A 16,425-nucleotide genomic window follows, 5' to 3' on the forward strand; every position below is an offset into this window, starting at 1 on the left:
CCGTCGTCCGGAGCCAGCGGCCGTGCCGCCATCGTAGGTCCGGTCGAGCGAATGTCTGAATAGGAGAGTCGGGTCCCCGCCACCGGAATGCGGATCACCGCGCTGGCGGTCCGGTCCCGAGGGGCACCTGATGTACCGACGGCGGGTCGGCCCACCGGCGGTATCGCCGCAGGTGACCGCGCCGGCCGACGCCGGTCGACCGGGCTGGCCGGTTCAGCGGCGGCTGAGCAGGGAGGTGACCCGCATCCGGTCGCTGTGGATCCACACGTCGGAGTACTCGATCGGACGGCCGTCGTCGAGATAGGTGATCTGCTCCAGGTACAGCAACGGGAACCCGTCGGGTACCCCGAGCGCCGTGGCGACCCGTCCCGAGGCCACGGTCGCGGTGAAGGTGCGTCGACCGGTGCTGATCTTCAACCCGTACTCGTTCTCCAGCAGGCCGAACAGGGACCGGTCGGCCAGGTCCGCGCAAACCTTGTGGTCATCGGGGGAGACACCCAGACCGACCGGCACAGCCAGTTTTGCCGACTTCGCGGTTGCGTCGCTCAAGTCGGCACGGGGAGGCGCTGGACGCGATCTTCTGCAGGAACGACGAGATGGCGCTGGGTGCCGGGGACGCGGTGCAGGCGTACGTGGCCGCCGGTCATGGCGTCGAGCCGGTGATTGTCGGGGTCGACGGGACCACGGAGGCGATCGCGGCGATCCGATCACCTGCCGGTCCGTTCCAGGCGACCATCGTCCAGGACACCCGGCGGATCGCGGAGACTGGCGTCGACCTCCTGCTGAGGATGCGCAACGGTGAAACATCGACCTGGTCCACCGCGGACGCGGCTGGGTCCACGGGTGTGGCGGGCCCGCGACGTACGCGGACCCGCCCCGCAGCTCGACCCTGGAATCAGGTCAGCCCTTGCGCCATTTCTGGTTCGCCGTGCCCGCGCAGTCCCAGAGTTGGAGCTTTGCGCCGTCGGCACTGTTCCAGTCCTTGATGTCCACGCACTTGTTGGCCTGAAGGTTGACCAGGTCGCCGGCCGCGTTCAGCGTGAACTGCTGTGCACCGGTGCCGTTGCACGTGTAGAGCTGGATCACCGCGCCGTTCCCGGTTGCCCCTCCGTCCACGTCCATGCACTTGTTGTTCTGGCTCTGCAGTGCGTTGCCGGTGAACGTCCACTTCTGGGCGTTGGTGCCGTTGCAGCCCCACATCTGTAGCTGCGCGCGGTCGACGAAGTTGGAGCTCGGTACGTCGATGCACTTGTTGTTCCAGTTGCTCAGCACCGGCACCGCACCGTTGCTGGGTCCGCCGCCCGCGCCGAACGGGCTCAGGACCAGGCCGGCCGCGCGTGGGTCCCCGTCGTGCACCAGCGACTCGAAGGCACCGACGTCGTCGAAGGCGAACGCGTACGCCTTGCCGTCGGTCATGTTGGCGTGGATGACACGGGCGTAGTGGTTCGTCGGGTTGTTGCGGTAGAACTCGGCGGCGTTGGTGCTGGGCTGCGTGTCGATGGTGCCGAGCGTGCCCCGGTTGAGCGCCGCGCAGAGGGTGCGGGAGATCGGGCCGATCACCGGGTCGTTGGGTGCGGGCAGGTCGCCGTCGCAGCCCCAGACGCTCGCCGACGAGGGCCGGTTGAAGGAGGCGACCACCTGGCCGGCGCCGTTGGTGAAGGTCATGACGTTGCCCGAGGTCCGACCGAAGTACCGGGTGTTGGGCTGGTCGGCGAAGGGAACCACGGTCAGCGTCTTGGTCGTGTAGGCGTTCCATGCCGCGGCGATGTAGGAATCCAGGTAGTTGGTGCTGAACAGGCCCGCACCGGCCGCCTTGCCCGGCGCCAGCACCCGCAGCACGGTCCCGTCGGACCGGGTGTAGGCCGTGTTCGCCCAGCCGGCCTGCGACCGGATGCCGTCGATGATGGCGTTGCGGCCGTTGTTGACGACGTCGCCGGTACGTTTGGTGACGCCGTTGGCGCCGGTGACGGTGACCGCGTGCGGCACCGCGAACATGTCGACCTGCGAGCTGTTCAGCCACAGTCCAGCGTCGTTGTAGGTGAACTCGCTCCAGTCGAACAGGATGTTGCGGTTGGCGTCGCCGCTGGACCACGGCGCGGGTTGCACCAGGCCGTCCGGGGTCAGGAAGAACTTGAGCTTCTCGCCGAACGAGAAGTAGACGCGGCCGGAGAAGCCGCGCGGGAACTGGATCGTCGTGCTGCCACCGTTGCCGGGGCCCGGAATCGACGCGTCCGGTGCGGGCGACGGCGGGATCTGCCCACCGGTCCACGGGATGAACGTGCCGGCCCGATTGACGTAGCCGAGGCGGTTGGTGGAGAGCTGGATGCCGATCACGTACAGGTGGACCGCCTCGCCGCGACCGGTGTTGTTGGTGACCGTGACGGGTAGCAGGGCAGGGCCGATGGCTTGGGCGGGGGAGGCGACGGCGGTCACTGGAACGGCGGCGACCAGGGCGGAGACGACAGCCAGCAGCTTTCTTCGGATACCCACGGGAACTCCTCGGGCGGGGATACGGTCAGAGAGAGCGCTCTCTCAGCTTCTGACTGTTAACAACATGTGTCAATAGATGGACCCTGATGTCTTTGCGGGTGGGTCTCCCGCGTGCCCGGCGCTCGCCGGCTCGTCATGGGCCCGGGAGTCGGTGGCCGCCGGGGTCATCATGGGCCCGGGAGTCGGTGGCCGCCGGGGTCATCACCGTGGTGGGTTCAACCGGGCAGCACCTGCTGGAGTTCCCCGGCGTCAAGGACATCGAGCTGGCTCAGCCGCGTAGCGGGGTGGGACACCGCCTGCTCCAACAGACGTCCCAGACCCACCGCGAGACGTTCCACGGTTTCCCGGCGGAACAGGTCGACACGGTACTCCAGGGAGCCGAGCACCCCCTGTGGCCGGCCGTCCGCGTCGCGTCGCTCCTCGAAGCGGAACGACAGATCGAACTCCGTGGTGCCGGTGCTGATCGGTTCTGCCGCCACGTCCAGTCCGGGCAGGGCGACGTCGGACACGATCGCCGGTGGAGTGCCCACCATGACCTGGACCAGCGGATGACGGCCGGCCGCACGCACCGGGTCGAGCAGCTCCACCAACCGGCCGAAGGGCAGATCCTGGTGCTCGTACGCGGCCAGGTCCGTACTCCGTACCCGGACCAGCAGCTCCGCGAAGGTCGGGTCCCCGCCGGTGTCGACCCGGGTCACCAGCGTGTTGCTGAAGAGCCCGACGAGCGGTTGCAGGGCAGCCTCGGCCCGACCGGCGACCGTCACCGCGAGCGGCAGGTCGCTGCCCGCGCCGGACCGGGTGAGCAGTGCGGCCACCGCCGCCTTCACCACCATGGTGACGGTGGTACCGCTCGCCCTGGCCAGCCCGGCCAGCCGGACATGCAGGTCGGCGTCGGTGTCCACCCGGACCAGGTCACTGCGGAACTGCGGGTCGGCCGGTCGTTCCCGGTCGAACGGCAGCTCAAGCTCGTCCGGTAGACCGCCCAGGTGATCCCGCCAGAAGACCAACTGCCGCCCCGCGACGCTGTCCGGATCGTCGGCATCGCCGAGCAGATCCCGCTGCCACCTGGCGTAGTCGGCATACTCCACCGCCATCGGCTGCCAGTGCGGCGCCCGACCGGCGAGCCGGGCGCCGTACGCCTCGGCCAGATCGCGCAGCAGCGGATCCCACGACCATCCGTCCGCGGCGATCCGGTGCAGGACGAGCACCAGCACCGAGCGGTCCTCGGCCAGGAGGAACAGCCTGGCCCGCAGGGCAGGGTCCCGCCGCAGGTCGAAGGGTTCCCGGGCGACGGTCGTGACAGACTCGGCCAGTTTCTCCGCGTCCACCTGTTCGACCACCAGCGGTCGGATCGCCTCCGCGTCGACGACTCGCGGGACAGGTGCCCCGTCGTGCTCCGGGAACACCGTGCGGAGCCCGACGTGTCGGCGTACGACATCCGCGAGCGCGGCATCGAGCGCGGCCACGTCGACCCGACCGGTCAGGTGGAGCGCGTACGGCACCTGACGGGCTGGCGTGGCGCCGTGCTGCTCGTGCAGGGACCAGAGGTGCTGCTGCGCGTACGACAGCGGCGCCGCGTCGCCGTGGGTACGTCGGGTCAGTGGGGGGCGGGCGGTCGCGGCGGCACGCTTCGCGGTGAGTCCGGCGACGGTGGGCGACTCGAACAGCTCCTGGATGCTCACCTCCAGGCCGAGCACCGCCCTGATCCGGTTGGTCAGGCGGACGGCGGAGAGCGAATGTCCCCCCAGGACGAAGAAGTTGTCGTCGGAATCCACCGAGGAACGTCCGAGCACCTGCGCGAAGACCTGACAGAGCAGTTCCTCCACCAGCGACGTCGGCGCGCGGCTGACGCCGGCCGCGAGAACCGGATCGGGCAGCGCCGCCCGGTCGAGCTTCCCGTTGACGGTGCGGGGCAGCGCGTCCAGGACCACGAAGGCCGCCGGCACCATGTACCCGGGCAGGGCGAGCGACAGGTCCTCGTGGAGCTGCCGCTGGTCCGGTGCACTCGCGCCGGCGGGTACGACGTATCCGACGAGGGCCTGCTCCCCGGTCGGTAGGGCACGGACGGCCACGGCGCCGGCGTGCACCGCCGGAAGCCGGACGAGCGCTGCCTCGATCTCGCCGAGTTCGATCCGGAACCCGCGGATCTTGACCTGGTTGTCGGCCCGGCCCAGGTACTCGAGGTCGCCGTCCGGCCGGAGCCGGGCGAGGTCGCCCGACCGGTAACCGCGGACCGGCTGCCCGTCGGCGCCGGTCAGCTCGACGAACCGCTGGCGGGTCAGCTCGGGCTGTTCGTGGTACCCGAGCCCGACGCCCGGACCGGTGACGACGATCTCGCCCACCTCGCCCGGCGGTACCGGATCGAGCTGGTCGTCGGTCAGCAGCAGGGCGGAGTGCGGCAGCGGTACCCCGATGAGGCTTGCACCCTGGTGCAGATCGACCTCGCGTACCCGGCGGTACGACGCGTGCACGGTCGTCTCGGTGATGCCGTACATGTTGATCAGCTCGACTGCCTCGTCGCCGTACTTTGCGATCCACGGTGCCAGGACGGCGAAGCGGAGCGCCTCGCCGCCGAACACGACCCGACGCACGGACAACCGGTCGCCGTGCTTCTGCTCCTCGGCGACAAGCTGCTGGAAGGCGGTCGGTGTCTGGCTCAGCACCGTCACCCTCCGGTCCCGCAGCAGTCGCCGGAACGCGGCCGGATCCTGGGCGACGAGTTCCGGTACGACGACCACGCACCCGCCGTAGAGCAGTGCCCCCCACATTTCCCAGACCGCGACGTCGAACGCGAAGGAATGGAACATCGACCACACATCGTGCTGGTCGAACGCGAACAGGGAATCAGTGGAATTGAACAGATGTAGGACGTTGCCGTGTGATATCCGTACCCCCTTCGGCTGGCCGGTCGTGCCGGAGGTGAAGATGATGTACGCGCAGGCGGAGGAGTCCACCGACGGCACCGAGCAGCGCAGGTTCGGTGGCCGGGGGTCGTCCAGACGGATCACCGCGGTGTCCGGTGGCAGGCTGCCGCCCAGGTCGCTCGTCGTGATGACCAGGGCGGGTTCGGCCACGTCGAGGATGCGCTCCAGCCGGGCCGGCGGGTTCACCGGATCGAGCGGTATGTACGAGCAACCCGCCTTCAGCACTGCGATCGCGGCCACGACCAGGTCGGCGGAACGGGTCAGGAAGATACCGATGCGGGATCCGGGCTCCACGGTCCGGGCCTGGATCTGCGCAGCAACCGTCTCAGCGGCCTCGTCCAGTTCGGCGTACGTGAGAACCTGACCGTCCGACATGACGGCCGTCCGGTCAGGATAAGAACGCACGGAGTGGGCGAAGCCGGCCAGCAGGGTGTCGGCCCCGCCGCCGACACCACGGCTCGATGGGGTTGGTGTCACAAGCTCATCCTTCACTCGCGGCGATGGAGGCCCTGCCCGGCAGTGCCGATGGGGTACGGCACAGCCGCGCCCACCGGAGAACAGAGTTCCGGCGAATTCCCCAGAGCATGTCGTTGATCGAGCGGTCTGTCTTCAACCGATGACGGAGGGCGCGCCGCCGGCCTCCACCAAAGGTGGAGGGTGTCCGACGGAAGTGGAAGGGCCGGTGACGGAAGGCGATTGCCGGGCGGGTGCGCGCCTGCTGTCATACCTGCAACGGCTCGAGAAACCCGGTGCGCACCTGCACGCCCCGGCGGGGAAAGCCGTCACCGGCAACCGGCTCCGGCCTTCCACACCGATTCCACGGCGGTTCCACAGCCGGGTGCTTCACTGGGCCGGGGTTCATTGATGAAAGCGAGTGTGCCGCATGGCGCTGGAGCCGATAACGCGTGGGCTGTGGCGGTACCGCAACGGTGCGGGCGAGCCCGGCCACCGTGCCGCGCGTACCGTCGTGGTGGCGCCGTACGGTGGCGGCAGCGCCTACTCCGTGTACGAGTTGCTGCGGCACGTGGCGGTTGCCGCCGACGAGACGCTCGTCCTGCAGTACCCGGGGCGTGGACCCCGCATCGGTGAGCCGCCCACGGTCAGCCTGTACGATCTCGCCGACCAGATGGCGGCCGAGATCGACCGGTACGCCGTCGGCAACCTGGTGCTCCTCGGACACAGCCTGGGCGGACTGCTCTGCTTCGAGCTGGCGCACCGGCTCACCCGCGCCGGCCGGCACGTCGAGCTGGTGGTGATCTCCTCGGCTCAGCCGACGGCGTTCAAGACGCTGTTCGCCGACGAGATCGAATCGCGTGGCGTCGAGCAGTGGATCGCCGTCCTCCGTCAGGAGAACGTCATCACCGATGAGCTCCTCGACAACCCGGAGATGCTGCGCCTCGCGATCCAGGCGATCCGCTCCGACACGCTGCTGGTCGCGCGGCACGTCGGGACACCGCAGCCGCTCCGCTGCCCGATGTTGATCGTCGGCGGCGACTCCGACCCCGACATCACGGCCGAGCACCTGCGCGGCTGGGAGGACCTGACCGTCGGGCCGGCAACGACCGTCCTGCTGCCCGGTGACCATTTCTACTACCGCGACCGGGCAGCGGATCTCGGCGATCTCATCAGGCAGCAGTTGCCCCCGCTGTGCGGGACCGGCTCGGCACCGATGTGCCCGACGCAGGGAGAGAAGAAATGACAGATCCGTTCGACGATCCGGACGGTCCTTGCCTGGTGCTCCGGAACGAGGAGAACCAGCACTCGTTGTGGCCGGCGTTCGCCGGGATCCCTGCGGGGTGGAGTGTGGTGGTACCGGAGAGCTCCAGGCAGGTCTGTCTGGACTACATCGAGGCCAACTGGACCGACCTGCGACCGGCCAGCCTGGTGCGGGAGTCCGGGTCGTGAAGCGCAACCGCTGGCTGCTGCGCGACCCGTCCGACGAATCGGTCGGCCGCATCTTCTGCTTCCCGTACTCGGGTATGGGCGCGTCGATGTTCAACCGGTGGCCCCGGTGGATCGACGGGATCGAGGTGTGCCTGGTGCAGCTGCCCGGCCGGGAAAACCGGGTCCGCGAGCCGCACTACCGCAGCTACGCGCAGTTGGCGGACGTACTGGCCGAACAGCTACTACCGCTGCTCGACCGACCGTTCGCCTTCTTCGGACACTGCGCCGGTGCGCTACCGGCGTACGAGACGGCCCGTCGCCTGCCCGTCGACCAGCTTCCGGTACCGCGCAGCCTCGTGGTCTCGGCCCAGGTCGCGCCGCACCACTGTCCGCACGACCGGTTCCTGGCCCTCAACGACTCCGAACTCCTCGACGAACTGGCCACCCTCGCGGTGCGGCGCGGCGGGCAGCCGGATCCCGCCATGCTGGCACTCAGCATGGCGGTACTGCGCGAGGACCTTGAGGCCAACCGCTACTACCGACTCGACGAGCCGGCGCCGGTCCCGATGAGCGTCACGGTGCTGCACTGGGCCGACGACCCCGAGGTGACCGAGGCCGAACTGCGGGGCTGGGAGCACTACAGCGACGACGTGCGGTTCGACGTCCTCGCCGGGGGCCACTACGAGTTCCTGACCGCACCCGAACCGCTGCTCGCCCTGCTGTCGGCGCAACTACAGGAGCGTGCCCCGCGATGATTGACGAGCTGTTCCGGCAGATCGCCGCACGGCACTCCGCCCGGACCGCGGTACGGGCCTGGGACGGCGAGCTGACCTACGAGGAGCTGCACCGGCGCGTCGACCGGTTCGCCCGCCGCTTGCAGCAGGCGGGCACGGTACCGGGGGCGGTGGTCGGAGTGCACCTGCCACGTTCCGCCGCGGCCGTGGTCGGCCTGCTGGCGATCCTCCGTTCCGGCGCCGCATACGTTGCGCTCGACGAGCGCTACCCGCCGGAGCGTCGCGACGCCATCCTGCGCGACGCGGCCGTCGACCTGGTACTCACCACGTCCGCCGGGCTGGCGGACCTCCCGGCGGGCTGCCGGGCCCTGACGGTGGAGGACGCCGTCGACGACGGGTCCGCCCCGCCGGCTGCCCGCCCGGTCGGCCCCGCCCACCTTGCCTACCTCGCCTACACCTCGGGATCCACCGGTCGCCCCAAGGGAGTGTGTGTACCGCATCGTGCCGTCGTCCGCCTGGTGGTGGACAACGGCTTCCTGCCGGTCCGCCACGACGACGTGTTCGTCCAGTACGCGCCCCTGGCGTTCGACGCGTCCACACTGGAGGTGTGGGCCCCGCTGCTCAACGGTGCCTGCCTCGTCATCCCACCGCCGGGTGATCTCCCGCCGGAGGCGATCTGCGCCTATGTCGCGGAGCAGCGCGCCACGGTGCTCTGGCTCACCGCCGGCCTGTTCCACCGGGCGGTCGAGACCGGCCTGGACAACCTGCGCGGACTGCGGCACCTGCTGGCCGGTGGGGACGTCCTCTCCGTACCGCACGTGAACCGTGCCCTGGCGGCGCTGCCCGACACCGTTGTGATCAACGGGTACGGACCGACGGAGAACACCACCTTCAGTACCTGCCACCGGATGAACTCCGTGGTCACCGGCAGCACCGTCCCGATCGGACAGCCGATCTGCGGCACCACGGCGTACGTGCTGGACGATCGGCTCCGGCCGGTGGCCGACGGTCAGGTCGGCGAGCTGTACGTCGGCGGGACGGGGATCGCCCACGGGTACCTCGGCGACCCCGCCCTCACCGCCACCCGATTCGTGGCCGACCCGTTCGCTGCCACCCCCGGTTCCCGCATGTACCGCACCGGTGACCTCGTCCGGCGTGCCGGGGAACAGGTGGAGTTCGTCGGCCGGCGGGACCGGCAGGTCAAGATCCGGGGATTCCGGGTCGAACCGGGCGAGGTGGAGGTGGTGGCGGCCGGGGTGCCGGGAGTGACGGGCGCGGCGGTCGTGGTGCAGGACGATCCGTCCGGGGGCAGGCGTCTCGCGGCCTTCCTCACCGGGACCGCATCCGTGCTGGACCTCCGCAGACGGCTGGCCGCGGCGCTGCCGTCGTACGCCATCCCCGCCCGGGTGACCAGGTTGGACGCGCTGCCGCTGACGGCCAACGGCAAGGTCGACCGGGCAGCCCTGTCGGGCTGGGAATCCCACAGCCGGCCCGAGGTGAGCGCCGACCACCGGCAGCCAGGTACGGATCTGGAGCTGGCCATCACCCAGTTGTGGGAGGACCTCATGGGCCTCGACGGCATCGGCGCCGACGACGACTTCTTCGAACTCGGCGGCCATTCGCTGCTCGGGGTACAGATCCTCGCGGAACTCCGCCAGGGGCACGGCGTCGAGGTGTCTCCGCTGTCGTTCTACCTCGACCCGACGCCGGCCGGACTGGCCCGCACCGTGCAGGCGGCACATCAGATGCAGGAGACCCGGTGAGGATCTCCAGCGGCGCCCAACCCCTGACCGTGCCGGTGGCGGACGTCGACCTGTTCGCCCCCGACTTCTACGCCACCGGTGATCCGCACCCGGTGTGGGCTGAGATGCGGGCCCGGCACCCGCTGCACCGGCAGGAACTGCCGGACGGGCGGACCTTCCTGTCGGTCACCCGGTACCGGGACGCCTGCCGGGTGCTGGGCGACCACCGCGAGTTCACCTCGGAGCAGGGTAGTCTCCTGCAGCAGTTGGGCCACGGTGACTCGGCGGCCGGACTGATGTTGGTGTCGACCGATCCGCCCCGGCACACCGAGCTACGCACCCCGCTCAACCGCGTGCTGAGCGCCAGGGCGGTGCGCGACCTCGAACCGGACGTCGTACGGGCGGTCCGCCGGGTCCTGCGTCCCGCGCTCGACTGCACGGAATGGGACCTCGCCGAGCGCGTCGCCCAGTTGCCGATGGCGGTCGCCGGGATGCTCATGGGAATCCCCGAACCGGACTGGGCCCGACTGACGCAGTGGACCGCGATGGCCGCCGCGCCGGAGGATCCCGGGCTGAGCGTGCGCCATCCGGCTGCCACGCTGGCCATCGCCCACCACGGCCTGTTCGACTACTTCGCCGGACAGCTCCGCGACGACCGGTGCCCGCGCCGGAACGACCTGATCGGGCATCTGACCACCATGTTGGCCGGTGGCAAACCGTTGACCACCGAAGAGGTCATCTACAACTGCTACAGCCTGCTGCTCGGCGCGAACGCCACCACGCCGCACGCCGTCACCGGCACCGTCCTCGCCCTGATCGACCATCCGGCGCAGTACGCCGCCGCACCGGAGGCACTGACCGGCCTGGTGGAGGAGGGCCTGCGGTGGACCTCGCCGGCCAACAGCTTCCTGCGCCACGCGCGCCAGGACGTGGAACTCAGCGGCGGCCTGGTGCGCCGGGGTGAGGCGGTCGCGGTCTGGGTCGGGTCGGCCAACCGGGACGGGGACGTCTTCACCGATCCCTACCGGTTCGACATCACCCGCCCGGACAACCGGCACATCGCCTTCGGATTCGGCCCGCACTACTGCCTGGGCGCACCGCTGGCGCGGATGACGCTGGCCATCTTCTTCGCCGAGTTGTTCCGGGCGTTCGAACGGATCGAGCTCAACGGTCCGGTCGAGCACCTGGCATCGAACTTCATCGCCGGTATCAAACATCTACCCGTGCTGACCCGGCGACGCACGGCATCCCCGAGGGAGTTCGGCGAGTGAGCGACACGACCCAGGCCATGGTGGAGATCTGGCAGAAGCACCTCGGCGACCAGCCGGTCGGTCCCGATGACGACTTCTACGCCCTCGGCGGGGACTCGCTCATCGCCCTGCGGGTCGTCGCGGACGCCAACGCGCGGGGTATTCCGATCGAACTGCGCGACCTGCTGTTCTTTCCGACGGTCAGCGAGCTGGTGGCGGCGGTGGCCGGCCGCGACGGGCCGCCCGGCCCCGATGGGCGCGACGAACGTGACGACGGAGTGCGGGACTACCAGCCGTTCAGTCTCCTGGATCCCTACGACCAGGCGCTGATGCCGGCGGGGGTACGCGACGCCTGGCCCGCCTCGGCACTGCAGGTGGGGCTCATCTACCTGAGCGAGGCGTCGGGCGATCCCCGGCTCTACCAGGACCTCGTCGGTGTCGAGGTGACCGGGCCGTTCGACGAGGCGTTGTTCACGGCCGCGCTCGCCGAGCTGTGCGACCGCCATCAGGCCCTGCGCTCCTCCTTCGACCTGGGCAGCTACAGCGTCCCCGCGCAACTGCTGTGGTCCACGGTGGACCCTCCGCTGACCGTCGAGTACGCCACCACGGCCGAACCGGTCGCCCGGTGGCGCGAGACGCAACTGTCGCACGCCATCGACTGGGGCCGCCCTCCGGTCCTCCGCTGCCACGTGGTGGCGCTCAAGGACAGTTTCCACATCACCCTCGCGATCCACCACGCGATCCTCGACGGCTGGAGCTACGCGCGACTCTGCTACGAGCTGCTCGCGCTGTACGACGCGAAACTCACCGGCCGGCCGGCCGACCTTCCGCTGCCGCCGGCATCCGGCCAGCGGGACTTCCTACGCCTGGAACGGGAGGCGATCGACAACCCGGAGGCCGCCGACTACTGGCACGCCGAGGCGGACGTCCCCGGGCTCCTGCTCGACCGCGGGCGGTTCGGCGGCGCGGCCGACCCACGGGAGATGCTCACCTTCGACGTCGGGGAAACCCTGCTGGAGGGCCTCAGAACGGCCGCCGGAACCATCGGCGTTCCCCTGAAGAGTCTGGTTCTCGGCTGTCACGTCCGGGCCCTGAGCACCTGGACCGGCCGCGACCGCGACGTGGTGACCGGGCTGACGGTCAACGGCCGGCCGGAGACCGCCGGAGCGGACCTGCTCGTCGGGTTGTTCCTCAACACCGTTCCCATCCGGATCCCGGTCGTGCCCGACGACCAGGTGGAGCTGTGCCGGAGCACCCTCGCCGCCGAGCAGCGCGGGATGCGCCACCGCCGGTACCCGCTGGCCAGGATCGAGCAACGACTGGGCCGGCCACCGTTCGACTCGGCGTTCAACTTCACCCACTTCCACGTGTACGACCGGTTGGGGCAGTTGACCGCGATCAGGCCCGGCGCGTGGTGGGCCTTCGACAAGACCAGCTTCCCGTTCATGGTCGATTTTATGATCAACTCGCGTGACTTCGGTACTGCCGTCGCGGTGGCCTACGATCCCGACCTGTTCGACAAGACGCAGGCGATGACGTACCTGGAGCTGTACCGCAGTGCGCTGCACGCGGTGGCGGGGATGCCCGACTGATGGCCGGCCCGCTCGTCGTCGTGTACGACCGCGGTGCCGCGTCAGCCGCGGAGATCGCCGTCGGACTGGGGGCACTCGGCCCGGTGGTATTCCTGGTCAACCCCAGCGAGCACACCCGCCGGACCGGGGAGGTGCTGCGCCGGCTGGGAGACGTCGTACCGTTGACCGGCGACCGCGAAACGGACCTGGCGGCGGTGCGTCGGCTTCACCCGGCGGCGGTGCTGACCTTCTCCGAGCCGATGCTGCCGGTCACGGCGTGGCTGGCCGATGCGCTCGACCTGCCCTTCCACCCGATCGCCACGACCGGGCTGCTGACCAACAAGGTGCAGCAACGCGAGCGGTTACGGCTCCACGGCGTCGACGACGTGCGAAGCCGCCCGATCTCCTCGATCGACGAATGGGCCGCTGCCCGGGACCACGTCGGCCTGCCCGCCGTGGTCAAACCCGTCTACGGCCAGGGCAGCCGGAACACGTACGTGATCACCGACGACGCGGTGGCGCACCGGGTACTCGCCCCGCTCCTGCCGGCCGGCCGGGCGTCCACCGTCCTGGTGGAGGAGCTGCTCGTGGGCCGTCCGGGCGGACCGTACGGTGACTACGTGTCAGTGGAGAGCTGCCACGGGCCGCAGGGGCTGCGGCATCTCGCCGTCACCGGGAAACTCCCGCTGGCGCCGCCGTTCCGGGAGACGGGGCAGTTCTGGCCGGCGGCGGTCACCGACGCTGAGCGACAGGAGATCCTCGATCTCGCCACGCGTGCCCTCACCGCGCTCGACCTGGGCCCCGGTCTGACCCACACCGAGATCAAGCTGACGGAGCGCGGGCCACGGATCATCGAGGTGAACGGTCGCCTGGGCGGCCACATCAACGACCTGGCCCGGCACGCCGCCGGCTTCGACATGGTCCGCCTCGCCGGGCAGCTGGCGCTCGGCCAGCAGGGGGCCGTACCCCCGGTCGACCAGCCGGGCAAGGTCCACTTCCAGCACAACACGTTGGCCCCGGTCGAGTCCTGCGAACTCCTGTCGATCACCGGCGCGGCTGAGGTCCGCCGCATCGACGGCATCGACGGTTTCCGGGCGTACGCGCGGGTGGGTGACGTCCTCGAGGCCGACGTGATGACCCGGCATCTCGACCTGCTCTGGGGGCACTGTGACCGGCACGCCGACCTGGCCGCGCTGCTCGACGAGGCACAGCGCCGGATCTGTTACGAGTTCCGGTTCGGCAACGGGGTACGCCGACTGAGCGCAGCCGACCTGCAACGGGGGTCCTGAGTTGACGTTCATCCAGGCTACGACGCGCCAGCTCCGGTCGCAGTGGCAGCCCGATGCTGGCGAAACCCGTGCCCAACTGCGGACCCGTGTCCTGGTCGCGGACCACGATCCGGTCTGGCGTCAGCTGCTGCACGACGTGCTGAACGGCAACAGTCAGCTCGACGTCGTGGCTGAGGTGGACAGCCACCGACCGTTGGTGGACTGGCCACTGCGGCGCGTCGACGTGGCGGTCATCGGATCGAGCCACGGAGACCTGATGATCGGCGCGATCCGTCACCTGGCCGCCCGGCGGATTCCGGTCATTCTCCTGTGCCTGGACTGGTCCCGGCGCAGTCTCGATGCCGCGATGTCGGCCGGTGCCGCCGGCTGCCTGGTGAAGGAGCCCGACCTCAGCGGGGTGGCCGGCAGCGTGCAGGCGGTCGCCGGCAGGAACCGGGTACTCTCCACGGCCCTGCTGAACTTCTACGTCAACCCGGCTGCGGTGGACCGACGGTCCCAGGACGCCGTGCAGAAGCTGACCGCTCGCGAGCGCGAGGTGCTCTGCCTGCTCGGCGAGGGTCTCACCACCGCCGAGACGGCGGAGCTCTGCGGGGTTTCGAGCGCCACCGTCAAGAGTCACGTCTCGCACGCCCTGGCCAAGCTCGATGCCCGCAACCGCCTGGAGGCTGTTCTCATGGTGCGTGATGCCCTGGGCGCCCCGGCGCCCGCGACGTACTGGACCCCGGATGCCGCCGCGAGTTGATCGCGTGCGGGCTAGTCGTAGCCGTGGGTGAGTTCGATGCCGTACGCGCGAACCAGATCCGGCAGCAGGTACAGTCCCGGCCCGGGCTGGGCGACGAGGTGTACGTCGGCCAGTTCACCGAGATGCCGGCGCGTCCGGCGGGAACTCGTGCTGAGCAGACTCGTCACCGAGTGGACCGTGAATTCCGATTCCACGTTCGGGGCCAGTTGCCGGAAGAGTCTCGCGGCACCGTCGCTGAGCATGCGGTACGACGCCGAGAACGTGCTGCGCACGTCGACGGTGGCATCCACCGTGGACAGCGCATCGAGTCGGGTCTCGGGCGCCCGCAGTTCGGCAGCCAACTGCTCCAGCCGGAGACCCGGAAAGTTGGCCGCCTGCGCGGCGGTCACCGCCAGGGTCAACGGGTTGCCGTCGCAGTAGTCGACCAGCTCGGTCATCGCCGCCGGCTCGGCGGCGGTCCGGTCGATGCCCAGTCGCCGTACGAGCAGCTCCCGCGCCTCGACATCGGACAACGGGCCGAGGGAGAGCGGTAGGGCGGCCCCGGTCGCCACCAGACTCGTGAGCCTGCTGCGGCTGGTCACGATGACGGGGCAGCCCGCCGGCGCGGGCAGCAGCGGCCGCACCTGCTGGGCGTCCGCCGCGTTGTCGAACACGATCAGCATCCGACGATCGACGAGCAGGTTGCGGTACAACGCCAACTGGCCGTCCACGCTGACGGGCAGACGCTCCGGCGACACGCCCAGGGCCAGCAGAACGGTCCGGACGACCTCCGGGACGGACAGCGGTGGGCAGACGGCGTTGAACCCGCGCAGGTCGACGTAGAGTTGCCCGCCCGGAAGCTGCGTCGCCACCTGGTGTGCCAGGTGGATGGCGAAGGTGCTCTTGCCGATGCCCGCCGGACCGCTGAGGATGAGCGTCTCCGGGCGACCGTCGGTGCCGCACAGCAGCCGGGTAGCCGTCTCCAGTTCGGCGGTCCGACCGACGAAGATCGGTGGCGCCGGTGGCAGAAGACGCGGGACCGACGGGCCCACCCCGATGGCGACCGTGCGTCGCAGGATCCTCCGCTGGAGATCATGAAGGTCGGGTGCGTCGAGGCCACGACAGGCCAACAGGGTCAGCCCCTCCCGGCAGACCTCCGCCGCCTCGTCCACCCGCTGGTCGGCATAGAGCGCCAGCGCCAGCAGGCGCCGTACCTTCTCGTTGTACGGGTCGACGGCGATCATGCCGGCGAGTTCGCCCGTGGCCTCCACGTAGCTGCCGATCTCGACGAGCGCCTCGGCGCGGAGCTGCATCGCGGAGCGACGCAGTGCGTCCAGGCGTTTGATCTCGGCCGTGGCACCCCACCAGTGGGCGATGTCCGCGAAGGCGGTACCGCGCCACAGCGCCAGTCCGTCCCGGAGCAGCTTCGCCGCCTGCCGCGCCTCCGCGGTACCGCCGGTCCGGAGCAGCCGGTTACCCTCGACCACCGCGCTCTCGAAGACCTGCGCGTCGACGCTGTCCCGCGCCAGCTCCAGTAGATAGCCCCTGCTGGCAGGCGTGCCCACGGTCCGCACGGTGGTCATCGGGGCGTCCTGGCCGTGCGGGAATCCGAGCTTCCGGCGCAGATGTGAGACGTGGCTGCGGAGAGTGGTTTCGGCTGCCGCAGAGGCGGACGTACCCCACAGCAGCTCGACGAGCTGGCCCGCATTGACCGGTCTGCCGGCGTGGAGCACCAACGCCGAGAGAAGGCTGGAGACCTTCGGCCCGAGTTGTACGGTGCCACCGAGGTGTTCGACGCGCAACGGCCCCAGGACGGAGAT

Annotated in this window: 13 protein-coding genes; 9 read left to right on the forward strand and 4 right to left on the reverse strand. The window is 70.0% G+C overall.

Annotated elements, in window-relative coordinates:
* Positions 1–213 precede the first annotated feature (213 nt).
* Positions 214–549, reverse strand: coding sequence for a GntR family transcriptional regulator (locus tag V6U90_RS08410; RefSeq protein ID WP_334432952.1), 336 nt, complete (start codon positions 547–549; stop codon positions 214–216).
* A 47-nt stretch (positions 550–596) separates the two neighbouring features.
* Between V6U90_RS08410 and V6U90_RS33910 the strand changes: the two genes are divergently transcribed.
* Positions 597–986: a hypothetical protein gene (locus V6U90_RS33910; RefSeq protein ID WP_442933550.1), complete on the forward strand. Its 390-nt coding sequence runs from the start codon at positions 597–599 to the stop codon at positions 984–986.
* Here the strand turns inward: V6U90_RS33910 and V6U90_RS08415 are convergent.
* Both V6U90_RS08415 and V6U90_RS08420 read right to left on the reverse strand, forming a co-directional pair.
* On the reverse strand, positions 901–2,490 hold the full coding sequence (locus tag V6U90_RS08415) for a glycoside hydrolase family 64 protein (RefSeq protein ID WP_334432955.1): 1,590 nt from the start codon (positions 2,488–2,490) through the stop codon (positions 901–903). The genes V6U90_RS33910 and V6U90_RS08415 overlap by 86 nt on opposite strands.
* A gap of 215 nt (positions 2,491–2,705) precedes the next feature.
* Positions 2,706–5,906: an amino acid adenylation domain-containing protein gene (locus tag V6U90_RS08420; RefSeq protein WP_334432958.1), complete on the reverse strand. Its 3,201-nt coding sequence runs from the start codon at positions 5,904–5,906 to the stop codon at positions 2,706–2,708.
* A 391-nt stretch (positions 5,907–6,297) separates the two neighbouring features.
* On the opposite strand from V6U90_RS08420, the gene V6U90_RS08425 reads away from it, so the two are divergent.
* The 8 genes from V6U90_RS08425 to V6U90_RS08460 are packed head-to-tail and all read left to right on the forward strand — an operon-like array spanning position 6,298 to position 14,626.
* On the forward strand, positions 6,298–7,113 hold the full coding sequence (locus V6U90_RS08425; protein WP_334432961.1) for a thioesterase II family protein: 816 nt from the start codon (positions 6,298–6,300) through the stop codon (positions 7,111–7,113).
* The gene (locus tag V6U90_RS08430) at positions 7,110–7,319 is read left to right on the forward strand and encodes an MbtH family protein (RefSeq protein WP_334432964.1); all 210 of its coding nucleotides are present in this window, start codon (positions 7,110–7,112) and stop codon (positions 7,317–7,319) included. Before V6U90_RS08425 ends, V6U90_RS08430 begins: the two co-directional genes overlap by 4 nt.
* Positions 7,316–8,053, forward strand: coding sequence for a thioesterase II family protein (locus V6U90_RS08435; RefSeq protein WP_334432967.1), 738 nt, complete (start codon positions 7,316–7,318; stop codon positions 8,051–8,053). Before V6U90_RS08430 ends, V6U90_RS08435 begins: the two co-directional genes overlap by 4 nt.
* Positions 8,050–9,795, forward strand: a complete 1,746-nt coding sequence (locus tag V6U90_RS08440) for a non-ribosomal peptide synthetase (RefSeq protein ID WP_334432969.1) — start codon at positions 8,050–8,052, stop codon at positions 9,793–9,795. Before V6U90_RS08435 ends, V6U90_RS08440 begins: the two co-directional genes overlap by 4 nt.
* On the forward strand, positions 9,792–11,045 hold the full coding sequence (locus tag V6U90_RS08445) for a cytochrome P450 (protein ID WP_334432971.1): 1,254 nt from the start codon (positions 9,792–9,794) through the stop codon (positions 11,043–11,045). The genes V6U90_RS08440 and V6U90_RS08445 overlap by 4 nt, the downstream gene beginning before the upstream one ends.
* On the forward strand, positions 11,042–12,616 hold the full coding sequence (locus tag V6U90_RS08450) for a condensation domain-containing protein (protein WP_334432973.1): 1,575 nt from the start codon (positions 11,042–11,044) through the stop codon (positions 12,614–12,616). The genes V6U90_RS08445 and V6U90_RS08450 overlap by 4 nt, the downstream gene beginning before the upstream one ends.
* On the forward strand, positions 12,616–13,884 hold the full coding sequence (locus V6U90_RS08455; RefSeq protein ID WP_334432976.1) for an ATP-grasp domain-containing protein: 1,269 nt from the start codon (positions 12,616–12,618) through the stop codon (positions 13,882–13,884). The genes V6U90_RS08450 and V6U90_RS08455 overlap by 1 nt, the downstream gene beginning before the upstream one ends.
* Before the next feature lies 1 nt (position 13,885).
* Positions 13,886–14,626, forward strand: coding sequence for a response regulator transcription factor (locus tag V6U90_RS08460; RefSeq protein WP_334432978.1), 741 nt, complete (start codon positions 13,886–13,888; stop codon positions 14,624–14,626).
* Between the two features lie 11 nt (positions 14,627–14,637).
* Here the strand turns inward: V6U90_RS08460 and V6U90_RS08465 are convergent, their stop codons facing one another.
* Positions 14,638–16,407: an AfsR/SARP family transcriptional regulator gene (locus tag V6U90_RS08465; protein ID WP_334432980.1), complete on the reverse strand. Its 1,770-nt coding sequence runs from the start codon at positions 16,405–16,407 to the stop codon at positions 14,638–14,640.
* Positions 16,408–16,425 lie beyond the last annotated feature (18 nt).

The sequence above is a fragment of the Micromonospora sp. CPCC 206060 genome (assembly GCF_036906895.1).
In the GTDB taxonomy this organism is placed as follows: domain Bacteria; phylum Actinomycetota; class Actinomycetes; order Mycobacteriales; family Micromonosporaceae; genus Micromonospora.

Bases quoted from the DNA above. Each gene is read 5' to 3' on its own strand.
- V6U90_RS08425 (WP_334432961.1), top strand. From the start codon at position 6,298: ATGGCGCTGGAGCCGATAACGCGTGGGCTGTGGCGGTACCGCAACGGT.
- V6U90_RS08455 (WP_334432976.1), top strand. From the start codon at position 12,616: ATGGCCGGCCCGCTCGTCGTCGTGTACGACCGCGGTGCCGCGTCAGCC.
- V6U90_RS08430 (WP_334432964.1), top strand. From the start codon at position 7,110: ATGACAGATCCGTTCGACGATCCGGACGGTCCTTGCCTGGTGCTCCGG.
- V6U90_RS08440 (WP_334432969.1), top strand. From the start codon at position 8,050: ATGATTGACGAGCTGTTCCGGCAGATCGCCGCACGGCACTCCGCCCGG.
- V6U90_RS33910 (WP_442933550.1), top strand. From the start codon at position 597: ATGGCGCTGGGTGCCGGGGACGCGGTGCAGGCGTACGTGGCCGCCGGT.